A 20,061-nucleotide genomic window follows, 5' to 3' on the forward strand; every position below is an offset into this window, starting at 1 on the left:
GAGCAATACCCAACTGTGAGAGCGAGCTTGCTCGCGATGGCGGTGTAACAGTCGACAGAGATGCTGACTGTTATGTCGCTATCGCGAGCAAGCTCGCTCCCACACTGGTTTCGGGTGATCAACAGATCCAGGGTGGGAGCAAACTCCCACCGTTGTTTTTGCGTCAGGCGCCAGGTTTGTTTACCAAGCCATCGGCCCGAAACATCCCTCGGATCCCGCGCACAGCCTGGCGAATCCGATCCTGGTTTTCGATCAGCGCGAAGCGCACGTGATCATCCCCATATTCCCCGAACCCCACCCCCGGCGAGACGCAGACCTTGGCTTCGGCCAACAGCTTCTTGGCAAACTCCAGTGAGCCCAGGTGGGCATAGGCCTCGGGAATCTTGGCCCAGACGTACATCGACGCCTTGGGGTTTTCCACCATCCAGCCCAGCTCATGCAGGCCCTTGACCAATACGTTGCGGCGCTGGCGGTACTGCTCGGCGATGTCGCGTACGCATTGCTGGTCGCCTTCGAGGGCGGCGATGGCGGCCACTTGCAGCGGGGTGAAAGTGCCGTAGTCGTGGTAGCTCTTGATCCGCGCCAGAGCGTTGACCAGTTCCGGGTTGCCCACCATGAAACCGATGCGCCAGCCGGCCATGTTGTAGCTCTTGGACAGGGTGAAGAACTCCACCGCGATGTCTTTCGCGCCGGGCACTTGCATGATCGACGGGGCTTTCCAGCCGTCGTAGACGATGTCGGCGTAGGCCAGGTCGTGGATCACCAGCACGTCGTACTGCTTGGCCAGGGCGATGACCCGTTCGAAGAAATCCAGCTCCACGCACTGGGCTGTGGGGTTGGAGGGAAAACCGAGGATCATCATCTTCGGCTTGGGAATCGAGCCGCGAATGGCCCGCTCCAGTTCAGCGAAGAAATCCACGCCCGGCACCAGCGGTACCGAACGCACCTGGGCGCCGGCGATCACCGCACCGTAGATGTGGATCGGATAGCTGGGGTTGGGCACCAGCACCGTGTCGCCCTGGTCCAGGGTCGCCAGCATCAGGTGAGCCAGGCCTTCCTTGGAACCGATGGTGACAATGGCTTCGGTTTCCGGGTCGATGTCCACCTCGTAGCGGTCCTTGTACCAGCGCGAAATGGCACGGCGCAGGCGCGGGATGCCTTTGGAGGTGGAATAGCCGTGGGTGTCTTCCCGCTGGGCGACGGTGACCAGCTTTTCCACGATGTGTGGGGGCGTGGCGCCGTCGGGGTTACCCATGCTCAAGTCGATGATGTCTTCGCCGCGCCGACGCGCAGCCATCTTCAGCTCGGCAGTGATATTGAATACGTAAGGGGGGAGTCGATCGATGCGCGCAAAGCGGCGCGGCGAACCTTGTTCGGCCATTGTTGCCTCGAGATACGTGAGCGCCCGGAACCGTCCGAGCGACGTTGGCCACTGCGGTGGCCTGCGGCGCAAGATAATCGGGCGGATGTCGGATTGTCCAGTAGCGGCGCGCAACTATTTTCGACGACACTGTCGACCTCGCCACGCAGCCATCAACGCCGGCTGCGGGCAGTTGAATTCGCTGTAGCCCAATCGAACGGAATGAATGATGGAATTTTCCAGCGGTTTCCTGCTGAGTCTCTCCCTGTGCCTGGACATAGGCGTGGCCAATATCGCGATGATCACCCTGGCGATGCAGCGCGGTTACTTCCAGGGTTTCGCCCTGGGCCTGGGCACCTGTGTAGGCGATCTGGTCTATGCCGTACTGGCCCTGGCCGGCATGACCGTGCTGCTGCAATACGAAGCGGTGCGCTGGGTGCTGTGGCTCGGTGGCTCGGTGCTGTTGCTGTATTTCGCGGCGAAGATGATCCATTCGGCGATCTATCACAGCGCCGTGCTGGCCGAGGCCGGCGAGGTGCAGGGCAACTCCTCGCGCCAGGAGTTCTTTCGCGGGATTTTCCTGGCCATGTCATCGCCCAGTGCCATCCTCTGGTTCGCAGCGGTGGGCGGCACACTGATCGCGCGTTCGGGTGGTGGCACCTTGCTCAGCTCGGCGCTGTTCCTCAGTGGTTTTCTCTGCGCCGGGTTGTTGTGGTGCGCGGCCCTGTGCCTGGCGGCAACCCAGGGCGGCAAATTGTTGGGGGATAAACTGCTGCGTTACTCCTATTGGGCATCCGCCGCGATCTTCTGCTATTTCGCGGTGTACGTGATTGTTTCTGGCTACAACGAGTTTGTAGGGAAGACCCTCGCCAGCGCCCTGCCAGGCATCTGACAAGCGAAACGATCCTGGCAATCACGGTTTGGCTTCTATACTGCCAAACCCGACTTCACGTTTTGCTGGAGTGTTGCCGCATGGAAAAGCCCAAACGCGATTACACAGCTCAACCACGCTTTGAACAGGGACGTTTTCAGCTTATCGCCGGCTTTGGTGCTCGGTTCACCCAGGACACCGCCCAAGACATCCCTTTGCTCTGGGAAAAGTTCCTGCCCTGGCTCGGCAAGGTGCCAGGGCAGAAAGATGAAGTGACCTACGGCGTGTGTTGCAACCCGGACGGGAAGGGTGGGTTCGAATACATTGCCGGCGTGGAAATCAGCCGGCTCGACGATCTGCCGGAACAATACCGCTGGATCGAAATCCAGCCTGGGTATTACGCCGTCTTCGAACACAAGGGGCCGTTGAAACAACTGCCGGACACGTTCCAATACATCTGGAACGAGTGGCTGCCGCATTCCGGTCACACAGCGGCGCAATTGCCGGAGTTCGAGCGCTACAGCGAGGACTTCAACCCCAGGACCGGCGAAGGCACCCTGGAGATCTGGATCCCGCTCAGGCCGAGTTGATCGTCGCTACTTCAGTACAGGCTGGCCTGCACCCGCGCAGGTGCTTCACGGTCATAAGTCTCGGCATCGAACTGCCCATCATTCAAGCGCTTGTGGATCGCTCCGGCGCTGGGCAGGGCCGAGCGCTCGAGTTGGCGAGCTGGATTCCACAGGTCTGAGCGCACGATGGCTTTGGAACAATGGAAAAACGCCGCTTCGACCGTCACCAGCAGCACCGTGCGAGCCGGCTTGCCGTTGACTGCAAAACGCTCCAGCAGTGCGGGGTCGGCGCTGATCCGGGCGGTACCGTTGACCCGCAAGGTTTCGCCAATCCCGGGGATGAGGAACAGCAGCGATACCCGCGGATCGTGCAGGACGTTGCGCAGGGTGTCGATGCGGTTGTTGCCGGGGCGGTCTGGCAAGGCCAGGGTGCGTTCGTCGAGGACCTGCACGAAACCCGGCACATCGCCCCGGGGCGAGCTATCGAGGCCGTCGGGTCCTGCCGAACCGATGACCACCAGGGGCGAGGCCCGGACCATCGCCTGGTAATCCTCGTTCAGGAAGGGGATCTGTTTGCGCACTGCCCGTTCGTGGGGCAGGCCATAAAGCGCTTCCAGCTGTTCAATCGACGTCAACATCATCCATTCATCCTGAGTCTATGGGTCAAGGTCCATCAGAACGCCAACCCCATTCGCCGCTCGTAACCGATGCGGCCCTTGTAGGCTTCGCCACTGTCGACCCAACCCAGCCGGGTGTACAGGCCGATGGCCGAGTCGTTATCGGCGTCGACCGAGAGCTCCAGCCCGCGGATTTCCGGCCAGGCGGCTAGCGCCACGGCGGGCAGCGCCCGCAGGCAGGCCTTGCCATAACCTTTGCCCTGGACCCGGTGGTCGACTTGCAGGGCATGCAGGGTGGCGCTGTGTTCATTGGCCCAGGCGGGCAGTACCGGCGGGCGCTTGAGCAGCAGGAACGCCACCGGCACCTCCTCGGCCAATAACGCAAACCCTTTGACCCCGGGGCCGGGCCTGGACAGCAGCATGTGCAGGGCACCGTGGATATCGCCAGCGAACTTGATCTGTTCGGGGTGGATTTCGATCGCGGTGACCTGTTCGCGTTGGAGCGGGGTCAGGTCTTCGTAGGGTACGAGCTGAGCGGTCACAAAAAACGTCCATTGTCTGCCAGCAGAATAGGGTTGGGATTCTAGCGTTTTTTTTTCTTTGAATTATTTTTGTTGGGTTGTCGATTCGCTGTTTCTCCAAACGACAAAGGGTGTCTTCAACAAAAAAACTGCGGAGAATTCACCATGAATACCCAAGTCACTGAAACCGAAATCCAGGCCCTGATCGACACCTATCGCCAAGCGGTCATGGCCAAGGACGTCGAAAAGGTCATGGCGCTCTATGACGAAGACATCGTCTCGTTCGATGCCATCCAGGCCTTGCAATTCAAGGGCAAGACCGCTTACCGGGCCCATTGGCAAGCCTGCATGGAGATGTGCCCCGGCCCGCACAAGTTCGACTTTCATCAGGTCAAGATTACCCCGGCCGAGAACATCGCCTTCGCCCACTGGCTGGCCTATTGCGGCGGCACCAACGAAAAAGGCGAGGAACAGGCCTGCTGGATGCGCGTGACGGCCTGCTATCAGCGTGTAGCCGGGCAGTGGCGGATCGTCCACGAACATTGGTCCGCACCGTTCGACCCAATGGCCGGTACGGCGCTGTTCGACCTGCAGCCCTGATCGTCGGTTTTTTTGCTGAGCGTCATTCTGCCGTCCATAGTTGATCAGTCCGATCACGGAGCCTTCCATGAAGTACCTATGCCTGGTGTATAGCAACGAACACACGCTGCACAACTCGCCCGACAGTCCGGAGGACGCCGAGTGCATGGCCTATGCCGAATCGATCCAGGGCAGTGGGCGGATGCTGGCCGCCGAGGCCCTGGAGTCGGTGCAGACCGCCACCACGGTACGCATGCGCGGCGGCAAGCTGTCGATCACCGACGGTCCGTTCGCCGAAACCAAGGAGCAACTGGCGGGCTTCTACCTGATCGATGCCAAGGACCTCAACGAAGCCATCCAGGTCGCCGGCAATATTCCGGCGGCCCGGGTCGGCTGCGTCGAAGTGCGACCGGTACGCCAACTGAACCCCTGAACAACAAATACAAACAGGACTTCATTCATGAACCTTGCAGCTGTCCCTTATGGGTTATCCATCAGCCGAATGATCGACGCCCGGCGCCAGAAGATTTTCCGCGCCCGGAGCGAGCCGGCCTTACGGGGCCAAGGGTGGGGCCCCCAAGGCATGCCCGACTGATGTCGGTCGAAGCGGTCAAGGCGCGGGTCGAGCAGGTTTATCGGCAAGACTCGCGGCGGATCCTGGCGACGTTGATTCGCCTGCTGGGGGATTTCGACCTCGCCGAAGAAGCTTTGCACGAGGCCTTCTTCATTGCGGTCGAGCGCTGGCAGCGCGACGGGGTGCCGGACAACCCGCGGTCCTGGCTGGTATCTGCCGGGCGTTTCAAGGCCATCGACAGTTTGCGCCGGCGTGCACGTTTCGCCGCGTCCCGGCCGATGTTGATCGCCCAGCTCGAAGCGCTGGAGCAGGGCCAGTGGAGTGACGAAGACGTGGAAGACGATCGCCTGCGGCTGATTTTCACCTGTTGCCACCCGGCCCTGGCGGCGGATGCGCAGGTGCCCCTGACGCTGCGGGAAGTCTGCGACCTGACCACCGAGCAAATCGCCCGGGCTTTCCTCGCCGCCCCGGCGGCGATTGCCCAGCGTATCGTGCGGGCCAAGGCGAAAATCCGCGATGCCAGGATCCCCTACCAAGTGCCGTCCCGCGCGGAACTGCCGGAACGGCTGGACAGCGTGCTGCGGGTGATCTACCTGGTGTTCAACGAAGGTTATTCGGCCTCGATGGGCGCCGAGCTGACCCGCGAAGACCTGACGCGCGAAGCCATCCGCCTCGGGCGCCTGCTGATGGAGTTGCTGCCCGAGGCTGAGGTCATGGGGTTGCTGGCGTTGATGCTGTTGCACGAGTCCCGGCGCCCGGCGCGAACGTCATCGACCGGTGAACTGATCCTGCTGGATGAACAGGATCGATCTTTGTGGGACGCCGAGCTGATCACCGAGGGCTGCACGTTGGTGGAAGCTGCGCTGAAAACCCGGCGGTTCGGGCCGTACTGCCTGCAAGCGGCGATTGCGGCGGTGCATGCCGAAGCACCGACGGCGCAGGAGACCGACTGGCCGCAGATCGTCGGGCTTTATGATGTGCTGTTGCGGGCCGTGCCGTCACCGGTGATCGAACTCAACCGCGCCGCTGCCCTGGCCAAGCGCGACGGACCGGAAGTCGGCTTGCGCCTGGTCGAGGCGATCCTGGGGCGTGGGGAATTACTCGACTATCACCTGGCCTACTCGGCGCAGGCGGAGTTCTGTCGTCAACTGGGACGATTGGACGAGGCGAGGGCGGCGTATCGACGCGCGCTTGAGTTGACGCAGCAATTGCCGGAACGGCGGTTTATCGAAGGGCGGCTGGCGGGGTTGCAGTGATGACCACAAGCAGCACCCCCCCTGTGGGAGCGATGACTGATCACACATTTTCGAAACCCCAGAAACCACTGTGGGAGCGAGCTTGCTCGCGATAGCGGTAGACCAGCCAACATCAATGTTGACTGAAAGACCTCAATCGCGAGCAAGCTCGCTCCCACAGGTTTTGTGGCTTGGCTGGCTGCGTTAATCCGCTTCAGCCAGCCGGCATTGATCAGAACTCGTGATCAGCGCTGTCCGGGTTCAAGTCGCTGATGCCCAGTTTGCCCGCAGCCTGTTCGATCGAACCGGTCTGCTTGACCAGGGCGGCGATGGCGTCGCGCACGATCTGGTTGCCCGCGGTGTTGCCGGCGGCGATCAGTTGGTCGTAGTGCTCACCCTTGTTGGCGTGATCGACCATGACCTGGATCTTGGCCTCGGTGTCGGCCAGGTCGGCCTTGAGCGCGGTGTCCGCGGCCGGATCGGCCTTGGCGACCAGGGACGACAGGCTCGCGCCGGTCATCTTGGTGCCGTCTACGCGGGTGTATTCGCCCAGGTACACGTTACGCACGCCCTTGGCGTCGTAGAAGTGCGAGTTGTGGGTGTTGTCGCTGAAGCAATCCTGCTCGTCTTCTGGCGAGTTGGCTTCCAGGGACACCTTCATGCGCTCGCCCGCCAGTTCACCCAGGGACAAGCTGCCCATGCCGAACAGCATCTTGCGCAGGCCGCTTTCGCCTGGCTCGGCTTCCAGGGTGGCGCGGTAGTTGTCGGTCACGTTCGGCTTCCAGTTGCCGACCATCTCTTCCAGATCGTTGACCAGCAATTGGGTCACGGACTTGAGGTAGGCACGACGACGGTCGTTGTGGCCACCGGTGGCGCCGGTACCTTCCAGGTAGTCGGACGCCGGGCGGTTGCCGGCACCCGGGCCGGTGCCGTTGAGGTCCTGGCCCCACAGCAGGAATTCGATGGCGTGGTAGCCGGTGGCGACGTTGGCCTCGGAACCGCCCAGTTCGTTCAGGCCGGCGAGTTTTTCCGCAGTGATGTCTTTGACGTCGACCTTGTCTTCGCCGACCTGGACTTCGGTGTTGGCGATGATGTTGGCGGTGGCGCCCGGGTTACCCAAGGCGTGCTCGTAGGATTTGTCGACGTAGTCGATCAGGCCTTCGTCCAGCGGCCAGGCGTTCACTTGGCCTTCCCAGTCGTCGATGATGGTGTTGCCGAAGCGGAACACTTCGCTTTGCAGGTAAGGCACGCGTGCGGCAACCCAGGCAGCCTTGGCGGCTTTCAGGGTCTCGGCGTTCGGCTTGGCCAGGAACGCGTCGACGGCGGTTTGCAGGGTTTTCGCTGTGGATTCGGCATCGCTGTAGACGGCATAGACGATGTCGGCGTAGTGCGCGACAACGGCCTTGGCGGCAGCTTCGTCGACTTTGCCGGCAGCAGCAGGGGCGACCGGTGCCGCGGTGCTGGCGGCAGGCGTTGGCGCTTGCGGCGCGGCGGCCTTGTCTTTGCCTTCGCCGCAACCGGCGAGGGAAATAGCGATGGCCAGCAGACTGGCGGTAGCCAGGGGCATACGAATCATGGCGAACATCCTGCTTCGGTGATGGATGGGACAGGCGCGAGGGTGCGCAAAAACTGCGACATAATGCGAAAGATTTGCATTATGTGTAAAGGGTTATGGTTGTAAATATTTCTTATTTAATGATGTGGGTCGCTGCCTTTCGACAGCGCCTACAGGGGCTTGGCGCCCAGGAGAGAAATCAGATGATGGAAACCTTGCTGCGCTCGGCCTGCTTCAGGTAAGCGCCCAATTCCCGTGCCGGCAGCGGTTTGCTGTAGTAATACCCCTGACCTTCGTGGCAGCCCTCGGCGATGATGTAGGCTTCCTGCTCGACCGTCTCGACGCCCTCGGCAATGACCTGCATGCCCAGGCTCTTGCCCAACTGGATGATGGCCCGGACGATGGTTGCGTCGTCCTCGTCGTCGAGCAGGTCCTGGACGAAGCTCTTGTCGATCTTGATCTTGTCCAGCGGCAGGCTCTTGAGGTAGCTCAAGGACGAATAGCCGGTCCCGAAGTCATCGATGGCAATCAGCGCTCCGGAGCGGCGCAGGCTCAACAAATGCTGGGCTGCGGTGGTGATGTCTTCCATCAGGCCGGTCTCGGTGACTTCCAGTTCCAGGCTGCGCGGCGGCAGCCGGTACATTTGCAGGAGATTGTTCACCACCCGCGGCAGTTCGGCGTGGTGCAGTTGCACCGTCGACAGGTTGACTGCCATGCGCAGGTCGAGGAAGCCCTGGTCGTGCCATTCGCGCAGTTGCTTGCAAGCCTGGTCCAGCACCCACTCACCGATGGCGATAATGGTGCCGTTCTGCTCGGCCAGGGGAATGAACAGGTCCGGCGGCACCAGGCCGTGCTCGGGGTGGTGCCAGCGGATCAGGGCTTCGGTGCCCACCACTCGCAGGTCGCGGTAGCTGATCTGTGGCTGATACACCAGGCTGAACTGCTCGCGGGCCAGGGCCTCGCGCAAGTCTTTTTCCAGTTCACGACGGCGACGCATCTCGCTGTCGACGCTGGCAATGTAGAACTGGTAGCGATTGCGCGAGCGGCTCTTGGCCAGGGTCATGGTCTGCTCGGCTTTCTGCAACAGCTTCTCGGTACTGTCGCCATCCTCGGGGAAAAGGGTGATGCCGATGGTGGCCCGCAGGCGGATTTGCTGATCGTCGATGGCGAACGGCGCTTCCAGGTCATCAAGAATGCTCTGGGCCAGTTCGGCGGCCTCGTAAGGCTGTTCGATGTCGGCCTGGACCAGGGCGAACTGGTCGCCCCCCAGTCGCGCCAGTGCGCCGAGCCGACCACTGTGGGCCCGCAGCCGATCGGCCAGGGCCAGCAGCAGTTGGTCGCCGGTCTGATAGCTGAACTGTTCGTTGATGCCCTTGAAATCATCCAGCCCCACACATAGCACCGCCACCCGGCGTTGCAGGCGCCCGGCGTCCACCAGGATCTTGTCCAGTTGCTGTTGCAGCTGCTGGCGGTTGGGCAGGCCGGTGAGGAAGTCGTACTGGGCCATGCGTAGCAGGCTGTTTTCCGCTTCGTGGCGCAGGTGCGTGTTGCGCTCGATGGATTCGAGCAGTTGATTGGCCGTATTGATCCACAGGCCCAGCTCGTTTTGCTCGTGGCCGCGCAACTGCGGGATCTTGTGTGCGCTGGGGCGGTCAGGGTTGATTTCGGTCAGGTGCTCAATGATCCGCGACAACGGCTTGGTCAGCAGCCAGTGGTAGACCAGGTACAACACCAGGCCCATGGCCAGGGCCCGCAGCATCCCGGAAATGAAGATGATCACCGAACTGACGATGAAGGCTTGGCCGTAGGTGGCGGTGTCGAGGGTAATGCTCAGGTCGCCGTAATATTCGCTGTAGGGGCCGCGTCCCACCAGTTGCGTGGTGAACGTGCGCTCCTTGCCCAGGATCAGGTCGGTCAGCCAGCGGCTTTCGGAGTGCTGCAAGGGCCGGGTTTTTTCGGCGAGCATGGTTTCGCGGGGATGGCCGATGGAAGCCATGCGTACGGCTTCGTCCTGGAACAGGCCCTCGATCACTTGCATGCCCATCTCCCGGTCCAGGCTGTAGACGGCCTGGGTCGAAGGATCGCGGAACATGTCGAGGATCCGCTGGGCGTCACTGGCGACGGCCTGGTTGGTTTTGTAGGCATCGAACACGATCTGGGCGCAGCTCAAGACCATGCCAACGATCAATGCCGAGAGGAGCACGACCCGGAGCAACTTCACAGACAAGCTGTTCTTGAGTTCCAGCTTCAAAGAGTGGTTCCTTGTTCCGTGCGGGTAGCGTCAAGTTGCCATGAGTATTGGCAATCCTGTGATGTCAGTCAAAGGGACAATCAAACACAAGGGTTTTCGCTTGAAACCTGACCGATGTACGTTTTTTCCAGAGTGATTGCTCTACGACCATTGTGTCGGTTGGAAGGCGCCGCAACTTGAGGCCTCCAGGGATTTTTTCTTGGGTTCCAGACGCGAGGTATTTTGCCTGCGGTCATTTTTGCCCGGCAAAAAAAACCCGGCACGGTGCCGGGTTCTTTTGTCTGGCATCGGCGCTTAAGCGGTGAAGGCTTTGCCTTCGAACTGCTCGGCGACGAATTTCCAGTTGACCAGGTTCCAGAACGCTTCGACGTATTTCGGACGAACGTTGCGGTAGTCGATGTAGTAGGCGTGTTCCCAGACGTCGCAGGTCAGCAGCGGAGTGTCGCCGCTGGTCAGCGGGTTGCCGGCGCCGATGGTGCTGGCCAGGGCCAGGGAACCGTCAGCCTTTTTCACCAGCCAGCCCCAGCCGGAACCGAAGGTGCCGATGGACGTCTTGCTGAATTCTTCCTTGAACTTGTCGAACGAACCGAAGGCATTGTTGATGGCTTCAGCCAGCGCGCCGGTTGGTTGACCGCCGGCGTTTGGCGCCAGGCAGTTCCAGTAGAAGGTGTGGTTCCAGACCTGAGCGGCGTTGTTGAAGATACCGCCCGAGGAAGTCTTGACGATTTCTTCCAGGGTCTTGCCTTCGAACTCGGTGCCAGGCACCAGGTTGTTCAGGTTCACGACATAGGTGTTGTGGTGCTTGTCGTGGTGGTATTCCAGAGTCTCTTTGGAGATGTGCGGCTGCAGTGCATCGTGTGGATAGGGCAGCGGCGGCAATTCGAAAGCCATGGTGATTCTCCTAATCAGGTCAGGTGCGGTGAGCGCAAGGCCGATCACGGGCGGCCAGACTAGCGCCGGGGAGTTTGTACTCTTTGCGGCGCAGGAGTCGGATCATAGCACCGGGGGTGCGGCATAACCACGCAACAACTGTGTGGAATAGAGGTTCCAGAGCGGTTTGGAATAATCAGCCGTTGACGATCAATTGCACCGCCACGGTAAACATCATCACCGCCACCAGCAGGTCGAGGATCCTCCAGGTGCTGGGACGAGCCAGCCAGGGTGCCAGCCACGCAGCGCCGAAGGCCAGGGTGAAGAACCACAGCAGCGAGGCACTGGCTGCGCCCACGACATAGGCGCCGGGCACGCTCTGCTGGGCACCGAGGGAACCGATCAGCAGCACGGTGTCGAGGTAGACGTGGGGGTTGAGCAGCGTCACTGCCAGGGCGCTGAGCAGCACTGCCCGCAGCGAGCGCACGGCCTGGTTTTCACCTTGTTGCAGGCTTTGCTTCGAACAAGCCCGACGCAACGCCTGGCTGCCGTACCAGAGCAGGAAAACTGCGCCGCCCCAACGGGCAATGGCCAGCAACATCGGGCTCTGGGCCAGCAGCGTTGCCAGTCCGAACACGCCAGCGGCCACCAGCAGTGCATCGCAGGTGATACACAGCGCAGCTACCGGCAAGTGATGCTCGCGGCGCAGGCTCTGGGCCAGTACGAACGCGTTCTGCGCGCCGATGGCCATGATCAGCCCGAGGGCCACCAGCAGTCCGTTCACATAACTTTGCCACATGATTTTTACTCCCCATCGATACCTGAATGCTGGCCATTCTCCGGTGGCAAGCTGTATAAGAAAAACCAATCCTGCTGATTGCTCATTAGGAAAACTGATGTTCGATTACAAATTGCTCTCTGCCCTGGCTGCCGTGGTCGAGCAGGCCGGTTTCGAGCGCGCGGCCCAGGTGTTGGGTTTGTCGCAATCGGCCATTTCCCAGCGGATCAAGCTGCTGGAGGCGCGGGTCGGCCAGCCGGTGCTGGTGCGTGTCACGCCGCCCGCACCAACGGAAATCGGCCGACGGCTGCTCAATCACGTCCAACAGGTGCGTCTGCTTGAGCGCGACCTGCAAAGCCTGGTGCCGGCCCTGGATGAAGAGGGCCTGCCCGAACGGCTGCGTATCGCCCTGAATGCCGACAGCCTGGCGACTTGGTGGGCGGCGGCCGTGGGCGATTTCTGCGCCGAGCAGCATCTGTTGCTCGACTTGGTGGTGGAGGACCAGACCGTTGGCCTCAAGCGCATGCGCGCCGGTGAAGTGGCGGCATGTGTCTGCGCCAGCGAACGCCCGGTGGCTGGCGCCCGTAGCGTGTTGCTGGGGGCGATGCGTTACCGGGCGCTGGCCAGCCCGGGGTTCATCGCCCGGCATTTCCCCGGCGGCGTGCGGGCCGATCAACTGGCCCGTACGCCGGCATTAGTGTTTGGCCCGGATGATTTCCTGCAGCACCGCTACCTCGCGTCCGTGGGCGTGGAGGGCGGTTTCGAGCACCATCTGTGCCCCTCGTCCGAAGGTTTCATTCGTCTTGCTGAAGTCGGGCTCGGCTGGGGGCTCGTGCCGGAGCTGCAGGCGCGCGAACAGCTGGAGCGCGGCGTGCTGGTGGAATTGCTGGCAGATAAACCGATCGATGTGCCGCTGTACTGGCATCATTGGCGCAATGGCGGGCAGTTGCTTGGCTTGTTGACCGAACAGTTGATCCGCGCCTCCCGGCAGTGGCTGGTGCCTTGGGAGGCGCCGTAGACGTCAAGCTGCAGGTAAAAGCGGCGCACAGATAAATTTGCAGGTTGTAGCGCGAGGCTCGTAACCGCATTTCTTAGGAGCATTCATGAAAATTCTGGTCACCGGCGCGAGCGGTTTCATCGGCGGGCGCTTTGCGCGTTTCGCCCTGGAGCAAGGCCTGGATGTACGGGTCAACGGTCGCCGGGCCGAGAGCGTGGAACACCTGGTGCGTCGCGGTGCACAGTTTGTCCAAGGGGATCTGAGCGACCCGCTGCTGGCCCGGGATTTGTGCCTGGATGTCGAGGCCGTGGTGCACTGCGCCGGCTCCGTGGGGCTCTGGGGCCGCTACCAGGATTTCCACCAGGGCAATGTCCAGGTCACGGAAAATGTCGTCGAGGCCTGCCTCAAGCAGAAGGTTCGTCGCCTGGTTCATCTGTCCTCGCCGTCCATCTACTTCGACGGTCGTGACCACCTTGGGTTGACCGAAGAACAAGTGCCCAAGCGCTTCAAGCACCCTTACGCGGCCACCAAGTACCTGGCCGAGCAGAAAGTCTTCGGCGCCCAGGAGTTCGGCCTCGAAGTGTTGGCCCTGCGCCCGCGTTTCGTGACCGGTGCCGGTGACATGAGCATTTTTCCGCGTTTGTTGAAAATGCAGCGCAAGGGGCGCCTGGCGATTGTCGGCAACGGGCTCAACAAGGTGGATTTCACCAGCGTGCAAAACCTCAATGAAGCGCTGCTCAGCAGTCTGCTGGCTACCGATTCGGCTTTGGGCAAGGCCTACAACATCAGCAACGGGGCACCGGTTCCGCTGTGGGATGTGGTCAATTATGTGATGCGCCAGATGGAAGTCCCACAGGTCCGGCGTTATCGTTCCTACGGCTTGGCTTACAGTGTCGCCGCCCTGAATGAAGGTTTCTGCAAATTGTGGCCGGGCCGCCCCGAACCGACGCTGTCGCGCCTGGGCATGCAGGTCATGAACAAGAATTTCACCCTGGACATCAGCCGGGCCCGGCATTATCTCGATTATGATCCGCAGGTCAGCTTGTGGACCGCCCTTGATGAATTTTGTGCCTGGTGGAAGGTCCAAAGTGCCCGCTGATCGCCCCGTCATGAACCGAGTGCCGGGTTTGGGGTCAATCGGTGCGGCGGGCGAGGGGGTTATACTCGCCGAATCAAGCCATCACCGGTTTCCCAAAGGTTGAACCATGCCCATGCGTAACGATGCCAACGACGACTTCGATGATGTACCGAGCCTGCGGATGCGGGCCGACATTCCCGATGACGATGATTTCCTGCCCAACCGCCAGCCTCACGTGCAAGCGCGCCCGGCGCCCGTTGCCGCGGCCAAGGTCAAGGGGCCGAGCACCGGGCCACTGTGGGCATTGGTCGGCGCGCTGCTGTGTGCGTTCGGTTTCCTGGCCTGGTGGAGTTTCCAGCAGATTTCCCTGATGGAACAGCAACTGGTGGCCACCCAGGAAAGCTTCGCGCGGATCAGTGAAGATGCGGCGGGACGCCTGCAGGAGTTTTCCGGCAAGGTCGTCGCCGGCCAGTCCAATGTGATGAGCGACAGTGAGGCCTTGAAACTGCAAATCAAGCAGTTGGAAAGCAAGCTGCAGGATCAGGGCAAACAATTCGACAGCAAACTGCTGGAGCAGTACAAGCAACAGCAAGCTACCTTCGGTCCGTCCGCCGACCTGGACAAGGAACTGGCCCAGCTCATTGCCCAGGCCACTGAACAGCAGAACACCAACACTCAGTTGCAAGCTTCCAACAAGGAGCTCCAAGCCCAGGTCAAGACGCTGGTGACTGAAGTTAACGCCCTGAAAAGCCAAGGCGAGGGTGGTGCCCTGGATGCTCAGCTCAAGAGTATCGGTGCCGACATCACCGCCCTGAAAAGAGCCACCTCCAATTCTGCCATCGAACGCCTGGAACAGGACGTGATCGTGCTCAAGAGCCAGCAGGATAACGGTAACACTGCCGAGTTCGACGCCTTCCGCGGCCAGGTCACTCGCAACATCAATACCTTGCAAGCGCAGATCCAGAACTTGCAGCAGCAACTCCGCGCTGGGACTCAATAAGCCTGTGGGCGTTTGTTCGCGATAGCGATTCTGAATGTGCCGCCGCTATCGCGAGCAAGCTCGCTCCCACAGGAAATGCTGTCCAGTGTGGGAGCGAGCTTGCTCGCGATGGCGCCACCTCAGTCAATAACCATACCCACTGACTCTCCCGGCTCCCCAGCAATTCCCTGAATACTCCAACATCACCCCACGCCGTCTACGCTCTTGAAACACCAACAAGAACGAGGGGCGCGCATATGGTTTTTTTTCACAGGATGGCCTGGCTGGGCGCAATGCTTGTGCTGGGGCTGGCATCGGTTCAGGCAGCGACGCCGGATGACGGCCAGGCGGCCCGCTCGCTGCTGGAAAAGGCCTTGGCCTATTACCACGACAACGGCGACAAAGCCTTTGCCGCCTTCAGTCGCCAGGGGGAATTCGTCGACAAGGATCGCTATGTGTTCGTGGTGGATACCCAGGGTGTGATGCTCGCCAGCGGCGGGCCTTCCTCGGCGTTGATCGGGCGAGACGTGTCCGAAGTGCTGGGCCCGGACCTGCGCAAAGCCTTCAAGGACGCCTTGAAAACTCCCGAGGCCAGCGGCATCCAGCAAGCCGAGTACCGTTGGCAGAACTGGGCGGACGGCAAGGTCGAGCGCAAGCATGTGTATTTCCAGCGCGTCGGCGAACGAATCCTGGCCGTCGGCTACTACCTGCCACGGGCTTCCGCCGAACAGGCCAGGGCGTTGCTGGACAAGGCCTCGAGTGACCTGCTGAAAAACGAGAAAGCCACGCTGACGGCGGTCAATTCCCTCAAGGGCGGTTATCTGCAGGATGACCTGTATGTCTTTGTCGTTGACCTCAATACCCGGCGCTATGTTGGCCATGGCACTAATTTGCGCTTGATCAATACCGACTTCACCAAGGTCAAGGACCCCGATGGCAAGCCGGTGGGCGAGCCGATCCTGGCCATGATCGGCAAGCAGGACGTGGGGGAGTATGAGTATCGCTGGAAGAACCCGGTGACTGGCAAGGTCGAGGACAAGCATGCGTACTTGAAGAAGGTTGGGCATTTTCTGGTGGCGGTGGGGTATTACAGTCCTTGAGGGGTTAGGGCTGGGTTTTGGGTGTATATCCGTTTCTTTGGTAACGGCGGCTTAGGGTTCCGCCCTGACGGCGGCTCACTTTTGAAAAGCGCAAAAGTAAGCAAAACGCTTTTGCCCCACCACTTGGTGCCTCGCTAGGGCTCGGCATGCCCGAACGAAGGCATTGCTCCGTGGGCCCGCCGCGAAGGGCCATCCATGGCCCAGCGCGGCTATCCCGGCATCCATGCCGGGATGCCCACTGCGCTATACCTTCGTTCAGCCAGCGTGGTTAATGGGGCGCCCCAGATCAAAAACAAAACCGAGGCGGCCTGATAGCCGACCTGGTTCTTGGTGGGACCGCGTTTTTCCTGTGGGAGCGGGCTTGCTCGCGAAAGCGGTGGATCAGTTTGCAATGATGTTGGATGGTACCGACGCCTTCGCGAGCAAGCCCGCTCCCACAGGGTTCTGCGGCGTCTGGGCATCTTGTGGCTGCCGAAAATCCATGTGGGAGCGAGCCTGCTCGCGAAGGCGGTGCTCCAGTCGATGAAAATGTTGGATGTGCTGGCCTCTTCGCGAGCAGGCTCGCTCCCACTGTGGCTCTGTGTTGAATATAAATTTTGTGTCCGCTGAAAGTTGGATGTGGGAGCGAGCTTGCTCGCGATGGCGGTGGTTCAGTCACATGGATGTTGAGCTGACTGGCCCCATCGCGAGCAAGCTTTGCTCACACAGATCTGATGGGTGTACGACCGGGAGAGCCAGGTCGGCTACTAGGCCGCCTCGCGGTGGACGTTGATCTCAGCGCCCCGTTAACCACGCTGGCCGAACGCAGGCATTGCGCAGTGGGCATCCCGGCATGGATGCCGGGATAGCCGCGCTGGGCCATGGATGGCCCTTCGCGGCGGCCCACGGAGCAATGCCGGAGTGAGGGCACACCGAGCCTAAGCGAGGTGCCAAGTGGTGGGGCAGAAGCGCTTTGGTTACTTTCGCGCTTTTCGAAAGTGACCCGCCGTCAGGGCGGAACCCTAAGCCGCCGTTACCAAAGAAACGGATATACACCCGATAAAAGCACCACAGCGGGCCCCCAGCCAAACTCAGCCCGCCACCAACACCCGAATCGCCTCCAAACGCAACGCCGCCTTCTCAAGCATCGCCAGCCCTTGCTCGCGCTGTTGACGCAGGGCTACCAGTTCGCTGTCGCGCACGGTCGGGTTGACCGCTTGCAGGGCGGTCAGGCGTGCCAGTTCCTCGTCGGTATCGGCGGCCAGGCGACGCTGGGCCTCGGCCACGCGCTCGGCGTGACGCGGGGCGATCTTTTCTTCGCCGGCATTGATCCGTGGCGTGAGCTGGTCGCGCTGGGCCTGGATGAACTTGTTGGCGCTGGCACGGGGCACGCTTTCGAGCTGGTCGTTCAAGGTTTCGAACGAGACCCGGGCGGCCAGGTCGTTGCCGTTGGCGTCCAGCAGGCAGCGCAGGGCGGCCGGTGGCAGGTAGCGGCCCAGTTGCAGCGAGCGCGGGGCGACCACTTCACTGACGTAGAGCAGTTCCAGCAACACGGTGCCGGGCTTGAGGGCCTTGTTCTTGATCAGCGCCACGGCGGTGTTGCCCATGGACCCGGACAGCACCAGGTCCATGCCGCCTTGCACCATCGGGTGCTCCCAGGTGATGAATTGCATGTCTTCGCGCGACAGCGCCTGGTTGCGGTCGTAGGTGATGGTCACGCCTTCGTCGTCGCCCAGCGGGAAGCTGGCGTCGAGCATTTTTTCGCTCGGCTTGAGGATCAGCGCATTTTCCGAATGGTCCTCGCTGTCGATACCAAAGGCATCGAACAAGGTTTCCATGTAGATCGGCAGGGCAAACTGGTCATCCTGCTCAAGAATGGCTTCCACCAGCGCATCGCCTTCACCGGCGCCCCCGGAGTTGAGCTCCAGCAAACGGTCGCGACCGGTGTGCAGCTCGGCTTCCAGGCGCTCGCGTTCAGTACGGGCCTCGTCGATCAGCGCTTGCCACTGGCCATCGTCGGCTTCTTCCAGCAATGGCAGCAGGCGTGGGCCGAACTGGTGTTGCAAGGCGTTGCCGGTCGGGCAAGTGTTGAGGAAGGCATTCAGCGCTTCGTGATACCACTGGAACAGCCGCGCTTGCGGGCTGGTTTCCAGGTACGGCGCGTGCAGTTCGATGGTGTGTTTCTGGCCGATCCGGTCCAGACGACCGATGCGTTGTTCCAGCAAGTCCGGGTGCGCCGGCAGATCGAACAGCACCAGGTGATGGGCGAACTGGAAGTTGCGGCCCTCACTGCCGATTTCCGAGCAGATCAGCACCTGGGCACCGAACTCTTCGTCGGCGAAATAGGCCGCCGCGCGGTCGCGCTCCAGGATGTTCATGCCTTCGTGGAACACCGTGGCCGGGATGCCGGAACGCACGCGCAATGCGTCTTCCAGGTCCATGGCGGTTTCGGCGTGGGCACAGATCACCAATACTTTGGTGCGCTTGAGCATCTTCAGGGTGTCGATCAGCCACTCGACCCGCGGGTCGAAACGCCACCAGCGTTCTTCTTCGCTGGCGTCCGGCTGGGCCTGGAAGCTGACTTCCGGGTACAGCTCGGGGTGATCGCCCAGGGGCAGCTCGAGGTATTCGTCCGGGCACGGCAGCGGGTAGGCATGCAGCTTGCGTTCGGGGAAGCCCTGCACAGCGGCGCGGGTGTTGCGAAACAGCACGCGGCCGGTGCCGTGGCGGTCCAGCAACTCACGTACCAGGCGGGCACTGGCTTCGACATCGCCATCATTGACGGCGGTCAGCAAGGCTTCGCCTTCGTTGCCCAAAAAGCCGTGGATGGTCTTGTGGGCCTCAGGCGAGAGACGGCCCTTGTCCAGCAGCTCCTGCACGGCTTCGGCCACCGGGCGATAGTTTTCGCTCTCGGCGCGGAAGGCCTTGAGGTCGTGGAAGCGATTCGGGTCCAGCAGGCGCAGGCGGGCGAAGTGGCTGTCCTGGCCCAGTTGTTCCGGGGTCGCGGTCAGCAGCAGCACGCCCGGGATTGTCTCGGCGAGTTGTTCGACCAGCGCGTACTGCGGGCTGGCCTGGTCTTCGTGCCACACCAGGTGATGGGCCTCGTCGACCACCATCAGGTCCCAACCGGCGGCGAACAGCGCGTCCTGGGCCTTCTCGTCGTCCACCAGCCATTCCAGCGCCACCAGGGCCAGTTGAGTGTCTTCGAACGGGTTGCTGGCATCGCTTTCAATGAAGCGTTCTTCGTCGAACAGCGCGACCTGCAGGTTGAAGCGCCGGCGCATTTCCACCAGCCACTGGTGCTGGAGGTTTTCCGGCACCAGGATCAGGACGCGGTTGGCGCGGCCGGACAGCAACTGACGGTGGATGACCAGGCCGGCCTCGATGGTCTTGCCCAGGCCCACTTCGTCCGCCAGCAACACCCGCGGCGCAATGCGGTCGGCTACTTCTCGGGCAATGTGCAATTGGTGGGCAATCGGCTGGGCACGGACGCCGCCCAGGCCCCAAAGCGAAGACTGCAACTGGCGACTGGTGTGTTCCAGGGTGTGGTAGCGCAGGGAGAACCAGGCCAGTGGGTCGATCTGGCCGGCGAACAGACGGTCGCTCGCCAGGCGGAACTGGATAAAGTTCGACAGTTGGGTTTCGGGCAGGGTGACGACTTCGTTCTGCCCGTTGAGGCCGTGGTAGACCAGTAGCCCATCGACGTCATCGACTTCGCGCACGGTCATTTTCCAGCCTTCGAAGTGAGTGATCACATCGCCCGGCGAAAACCGTACACGGGTGAGCGGCGCATTCCGTAGCGCGTACTGGCGAGTGTCGCCAGTGGCCGGATAGAGCACGGTCAACAAGCGGCCGTCCTGTGCCAGAACGGTGCCTAAACCCAGCTCGGCTTCGCTGTCACTGATCCAGCGTTGCCCCGGTTGATACTGCTGCGCCATGCTGCCTGACTCCCGCCTTGAAAAAGCCGGTTATCTTAACGGAAGGATCCTTCAGACCAAAGGATTTACGTACGCTGATTCATTACCGGTGGCACGGAACTTAAGCTTGCCCAGGAATCAAACAAGCTTGGCCCCGGGGATCGCTGCAATGCCAACTGGGTCACAAGTTTCGGACCGGCGGTTCAAGCTGCCACTTTCCCAGCCGACAAC

17 protein-coding genes are annotated in these 20,061 nt (G+C 61.5%); 9 read left to right on the plus strand and 8 right to left on the minus strand.

Annotated elements, in window-relative coordinates:
- Window positions 1-163: 163 nt before the first annotated feature.
- A complete protein-coding gene (gene alaC / locus Q7F16_RS07275; RefSeq protein WP_014336943.1) occupies window positions 164-1,381 on the minus strand; it encodes an alanine transaminase in 1,218 nt (405 codons plus the stop codon).
- Window positions 1,382-1,589: 208 nt separating this feature from the next.
- Between alaC and Q7F16_RS07280 the strand changes: the two genes are divergently transcribed.
- The gene (locus Q7F16_RS07280) at window positions 1,590-2,252 is read left to right on the plus strand and encodes a LysE family translocator (RefSeq protein ID WP_409555853.1); all 663 of its coding nucleotides are present in this window, start codon (window positions 1,590-1,592) and stop codon (window positions 2,250-2,252) included.
- Window positions 2,253-2,332: 80 nt separating this feature from the next.
- Window positions 2,333-2,821: a GyrI-like domain-containing protein gene (locus Q7F16_RS07285; RefSeq protein WP_046065655.1), complete on the plus strand. Its 489-nt coding sequence runs from the start codon at window positions 2,333-2,335 to the stop codon at window positions 2,819-2,821.
- 11 nt (window positions 2,822-2,832) lie between these two features.
- Here the strand turns inward: Q7F16_RS07285 and Q7F16_RS07290 are convergent, their stop codons facing one another.
- Window positions 2,833-3,438 carry a pyridoxamine 5'-phosphate oxidase family protein gene (locus Q7F16_RS07290; RefSeq protein WP_409555852.1) on the minus strand — a complete coding sequence of 202 codons (606 nt, stop codon included), beginning with the start codon at window positions 3,436-3,438 and terminating at the stop codon, window positions 2,833-2,835.
- 35 nt (window positions 3,439-3,473) lie between these two features.
- On the minus strand, window positions 3,474-3,959 hold the full coding sequence (locus Q7F16_RS07295) for a GNAT family N-acetyltransferase (protein WP_046065656.1): 486 nt from the start codon (window positions 3,957-3,959) through the stop codon (window positions 3,474-3,476).
- Between the two features lie 144 nt (window positions 3,960-4,103).
- Here Q7F16_RS07295 and Q7F16_RS07300 point away from each other — a divergent pair, with 144 nt between their 5' ends.
- The 3 genes from Q7F16_RS07300 (at window position 4,104) to Q7F16_RS07310 (ending at window position 6,347) form a co-directional block, all read left to right on the plus strand.
- Complete coding sequence (locus tag Q7F16_RS07300) at window positions 4,104-4,538, plus strand: YybH family protein (RefSeq protein ID WP_046065657.1); 435 nt, start codon at window positions 4,104-4,106, stop codon at window positions 4,536-4,538.
- Window positions 4,539-4,605: 67 nt separating this feature from the next.
- Window positions 4,606-4,950: a YciI family protein gene (locus Q7F16_RS07305; RefSeq protein ID WP_003198606.1), complete on the plus strand. Its 345-nt coding sequence runs from the start codon at window positions 4,606-4,608 to the stop codon at window positions 4,948-4,950.
- A 161-nt stretch (window positions 4,951-5,111) separates the two neighbouring features.
- Window positions 5,112-6,347, plus strand: coding sequence for an RNA polymerase sigma factor (locus tag Q7F16_RS07310; protein WP_409555851.1), 1,236 nt, complete (start codon window positions 5,112-5,114; stop codon window positions 6,345-6,347).
- Between the two features lie 211 nt (window positions 6,348-6,558).
- Here the strand turns inward: Q7F16_RS07310 and Q7F16_RS07315 are convergent, their stop codons facing one another.
- From Q7F16_RS07315 to Q7F16_RS07330, 4 genes are all read right to left on the minus strand, one after another.
- Complete coding sequence (locus Q7F16_RS07315) at window positions 6,559-7,902, minus strand: imelysin family protein (RefSeq protein ID WP_409555850.1); 1,344 nt, start codon at window positions 7,900-7,902, stop codon at window positions 6,559-6,561.
- A gap of 178 nt (window positions 7,903-8,080) precedes the next feature.
- Window positions 8,081-10,132, minus strand: a complete 2,052-nt coding sequence (locus Q7F16_RS07320) for a putative bifunctional diguanylate cyclase/phosphodiesterase (RefSeq protein ID WP_046065661.1) — start codon at window positions 10,130-10,132, stop codon at window positions 8,081-8,083.
- Window positions 10,133-10,426: 294 nt separating this feature from the next.
- Entirely contained in the window at window positions 10,427-11,023 is a 597-nt protein-coding gene (locus Q7F16_RS07325) for a superoxide dismutase (RefSeq protein WP_046065662.1), read from the minus strand.
- A gap of 175 nt (window positions 11,024-11,198) precedes the next feature.
- Window positions 11,199-11,801: a LysE/ArgO family amino acid transporter gene (locus Q7F16_RS07330; protein WP_046065663.1), complete on the minus strand. Its 603-nt coding sequence runs from the start codon at window positions 11,799-11,801 to the stop codon at window positions 11,199-11,201.
- A gap of 97 nt (window positions 11,802-11,898) precedes the next feature.
- Here Q7F16_RS07330 and Q7F16_RS07335 point away from each other — a divergent pair, with 97 nt between their 5' ends.
- From Q7F16_RS07335 to Q7F16_RS07350, 4 genes are all read left to right on the plus strand, one after another.
- Window positions 11,899-12,798 carry a LysR family transcriptional regulator ArgP gene (locus tag Q7F16_RS07335; protein ID WP_046065664.1) on the plus strand — a complete coding sequence of 300 codons (900 nt, stop codon included), beginning with the start codon at window positions 11,899-11,901 and terminating at the stop codon, window positions 12,796-12,798.
- Window positions 12,799-12,883: 85 nt separating this feature from the next.
- Window positions 12,884-13,876, plus strand: a complete 993-nt coding sequence (locus Q7F16_RS07340) for an NAD-dependent epimerase/dehydratase family protein (RefSeq protein ID WP_003198621.1) — start codon at window positions 12,884-12,886, stop codon at window positions 13,874-13,876.
- Window positions 13,877-13,982: 106 nt separating this feature from the next.
- Window positions 13,983-14,855: an ATPase gene (locus Q7F16_RS07345; protein WP_409555849.1), complete on the plus strand. Its 873-nt coding sequence runs from the start codon at window positions 13,983-13,985 to the stop codon at window positions 14,853-14,855.
- A gap of 236 nt (window positions 14,856-15,091) precedes the next feature.
- The gene (locus tag Q7F16_RS07350; RefSeq protein WP_409555848.1) at window positions 15,092-15,934 is read left to right on the plus strand and encodes a cache domain-containing protein; all 843 of its coding nucleotides are present in this window, start codon (window positions 15,092-15,094) and stop codon (window positions 15,932-15,934) included.
- Between the two features lie 1,070 nt (window positions 15,935-17,004).
- Here Q7F16_RS07350 and rapA read toward each other — a convergent pair.
- Window positions 17,005-19,851 (minus strand): RNA polymerase-associated protein RapA, encoded by a 2,847-nt coding sequence (rapA, locus tag Q7F16_RS07355; protein WP_046065667.1) that lies wholly within the window; start codon window positions 19,849-19,851, stop codon window positions 17,005-17,007.
- Window positions 19,852-20,061 lie beyond the last annotated feature (210 nt).

It is taken from the genome of Pseudomonas sp. Lb2C2 (assembly GCF_052112205.1).
Taxonomy (GTDB): Bacteria; Pseudomonadota; Gammaproteobacteria; order Pseudomonadales; family Pseudomonadaceae; genus Aquipseudomonas; species Aquipseudomonas kilonensis.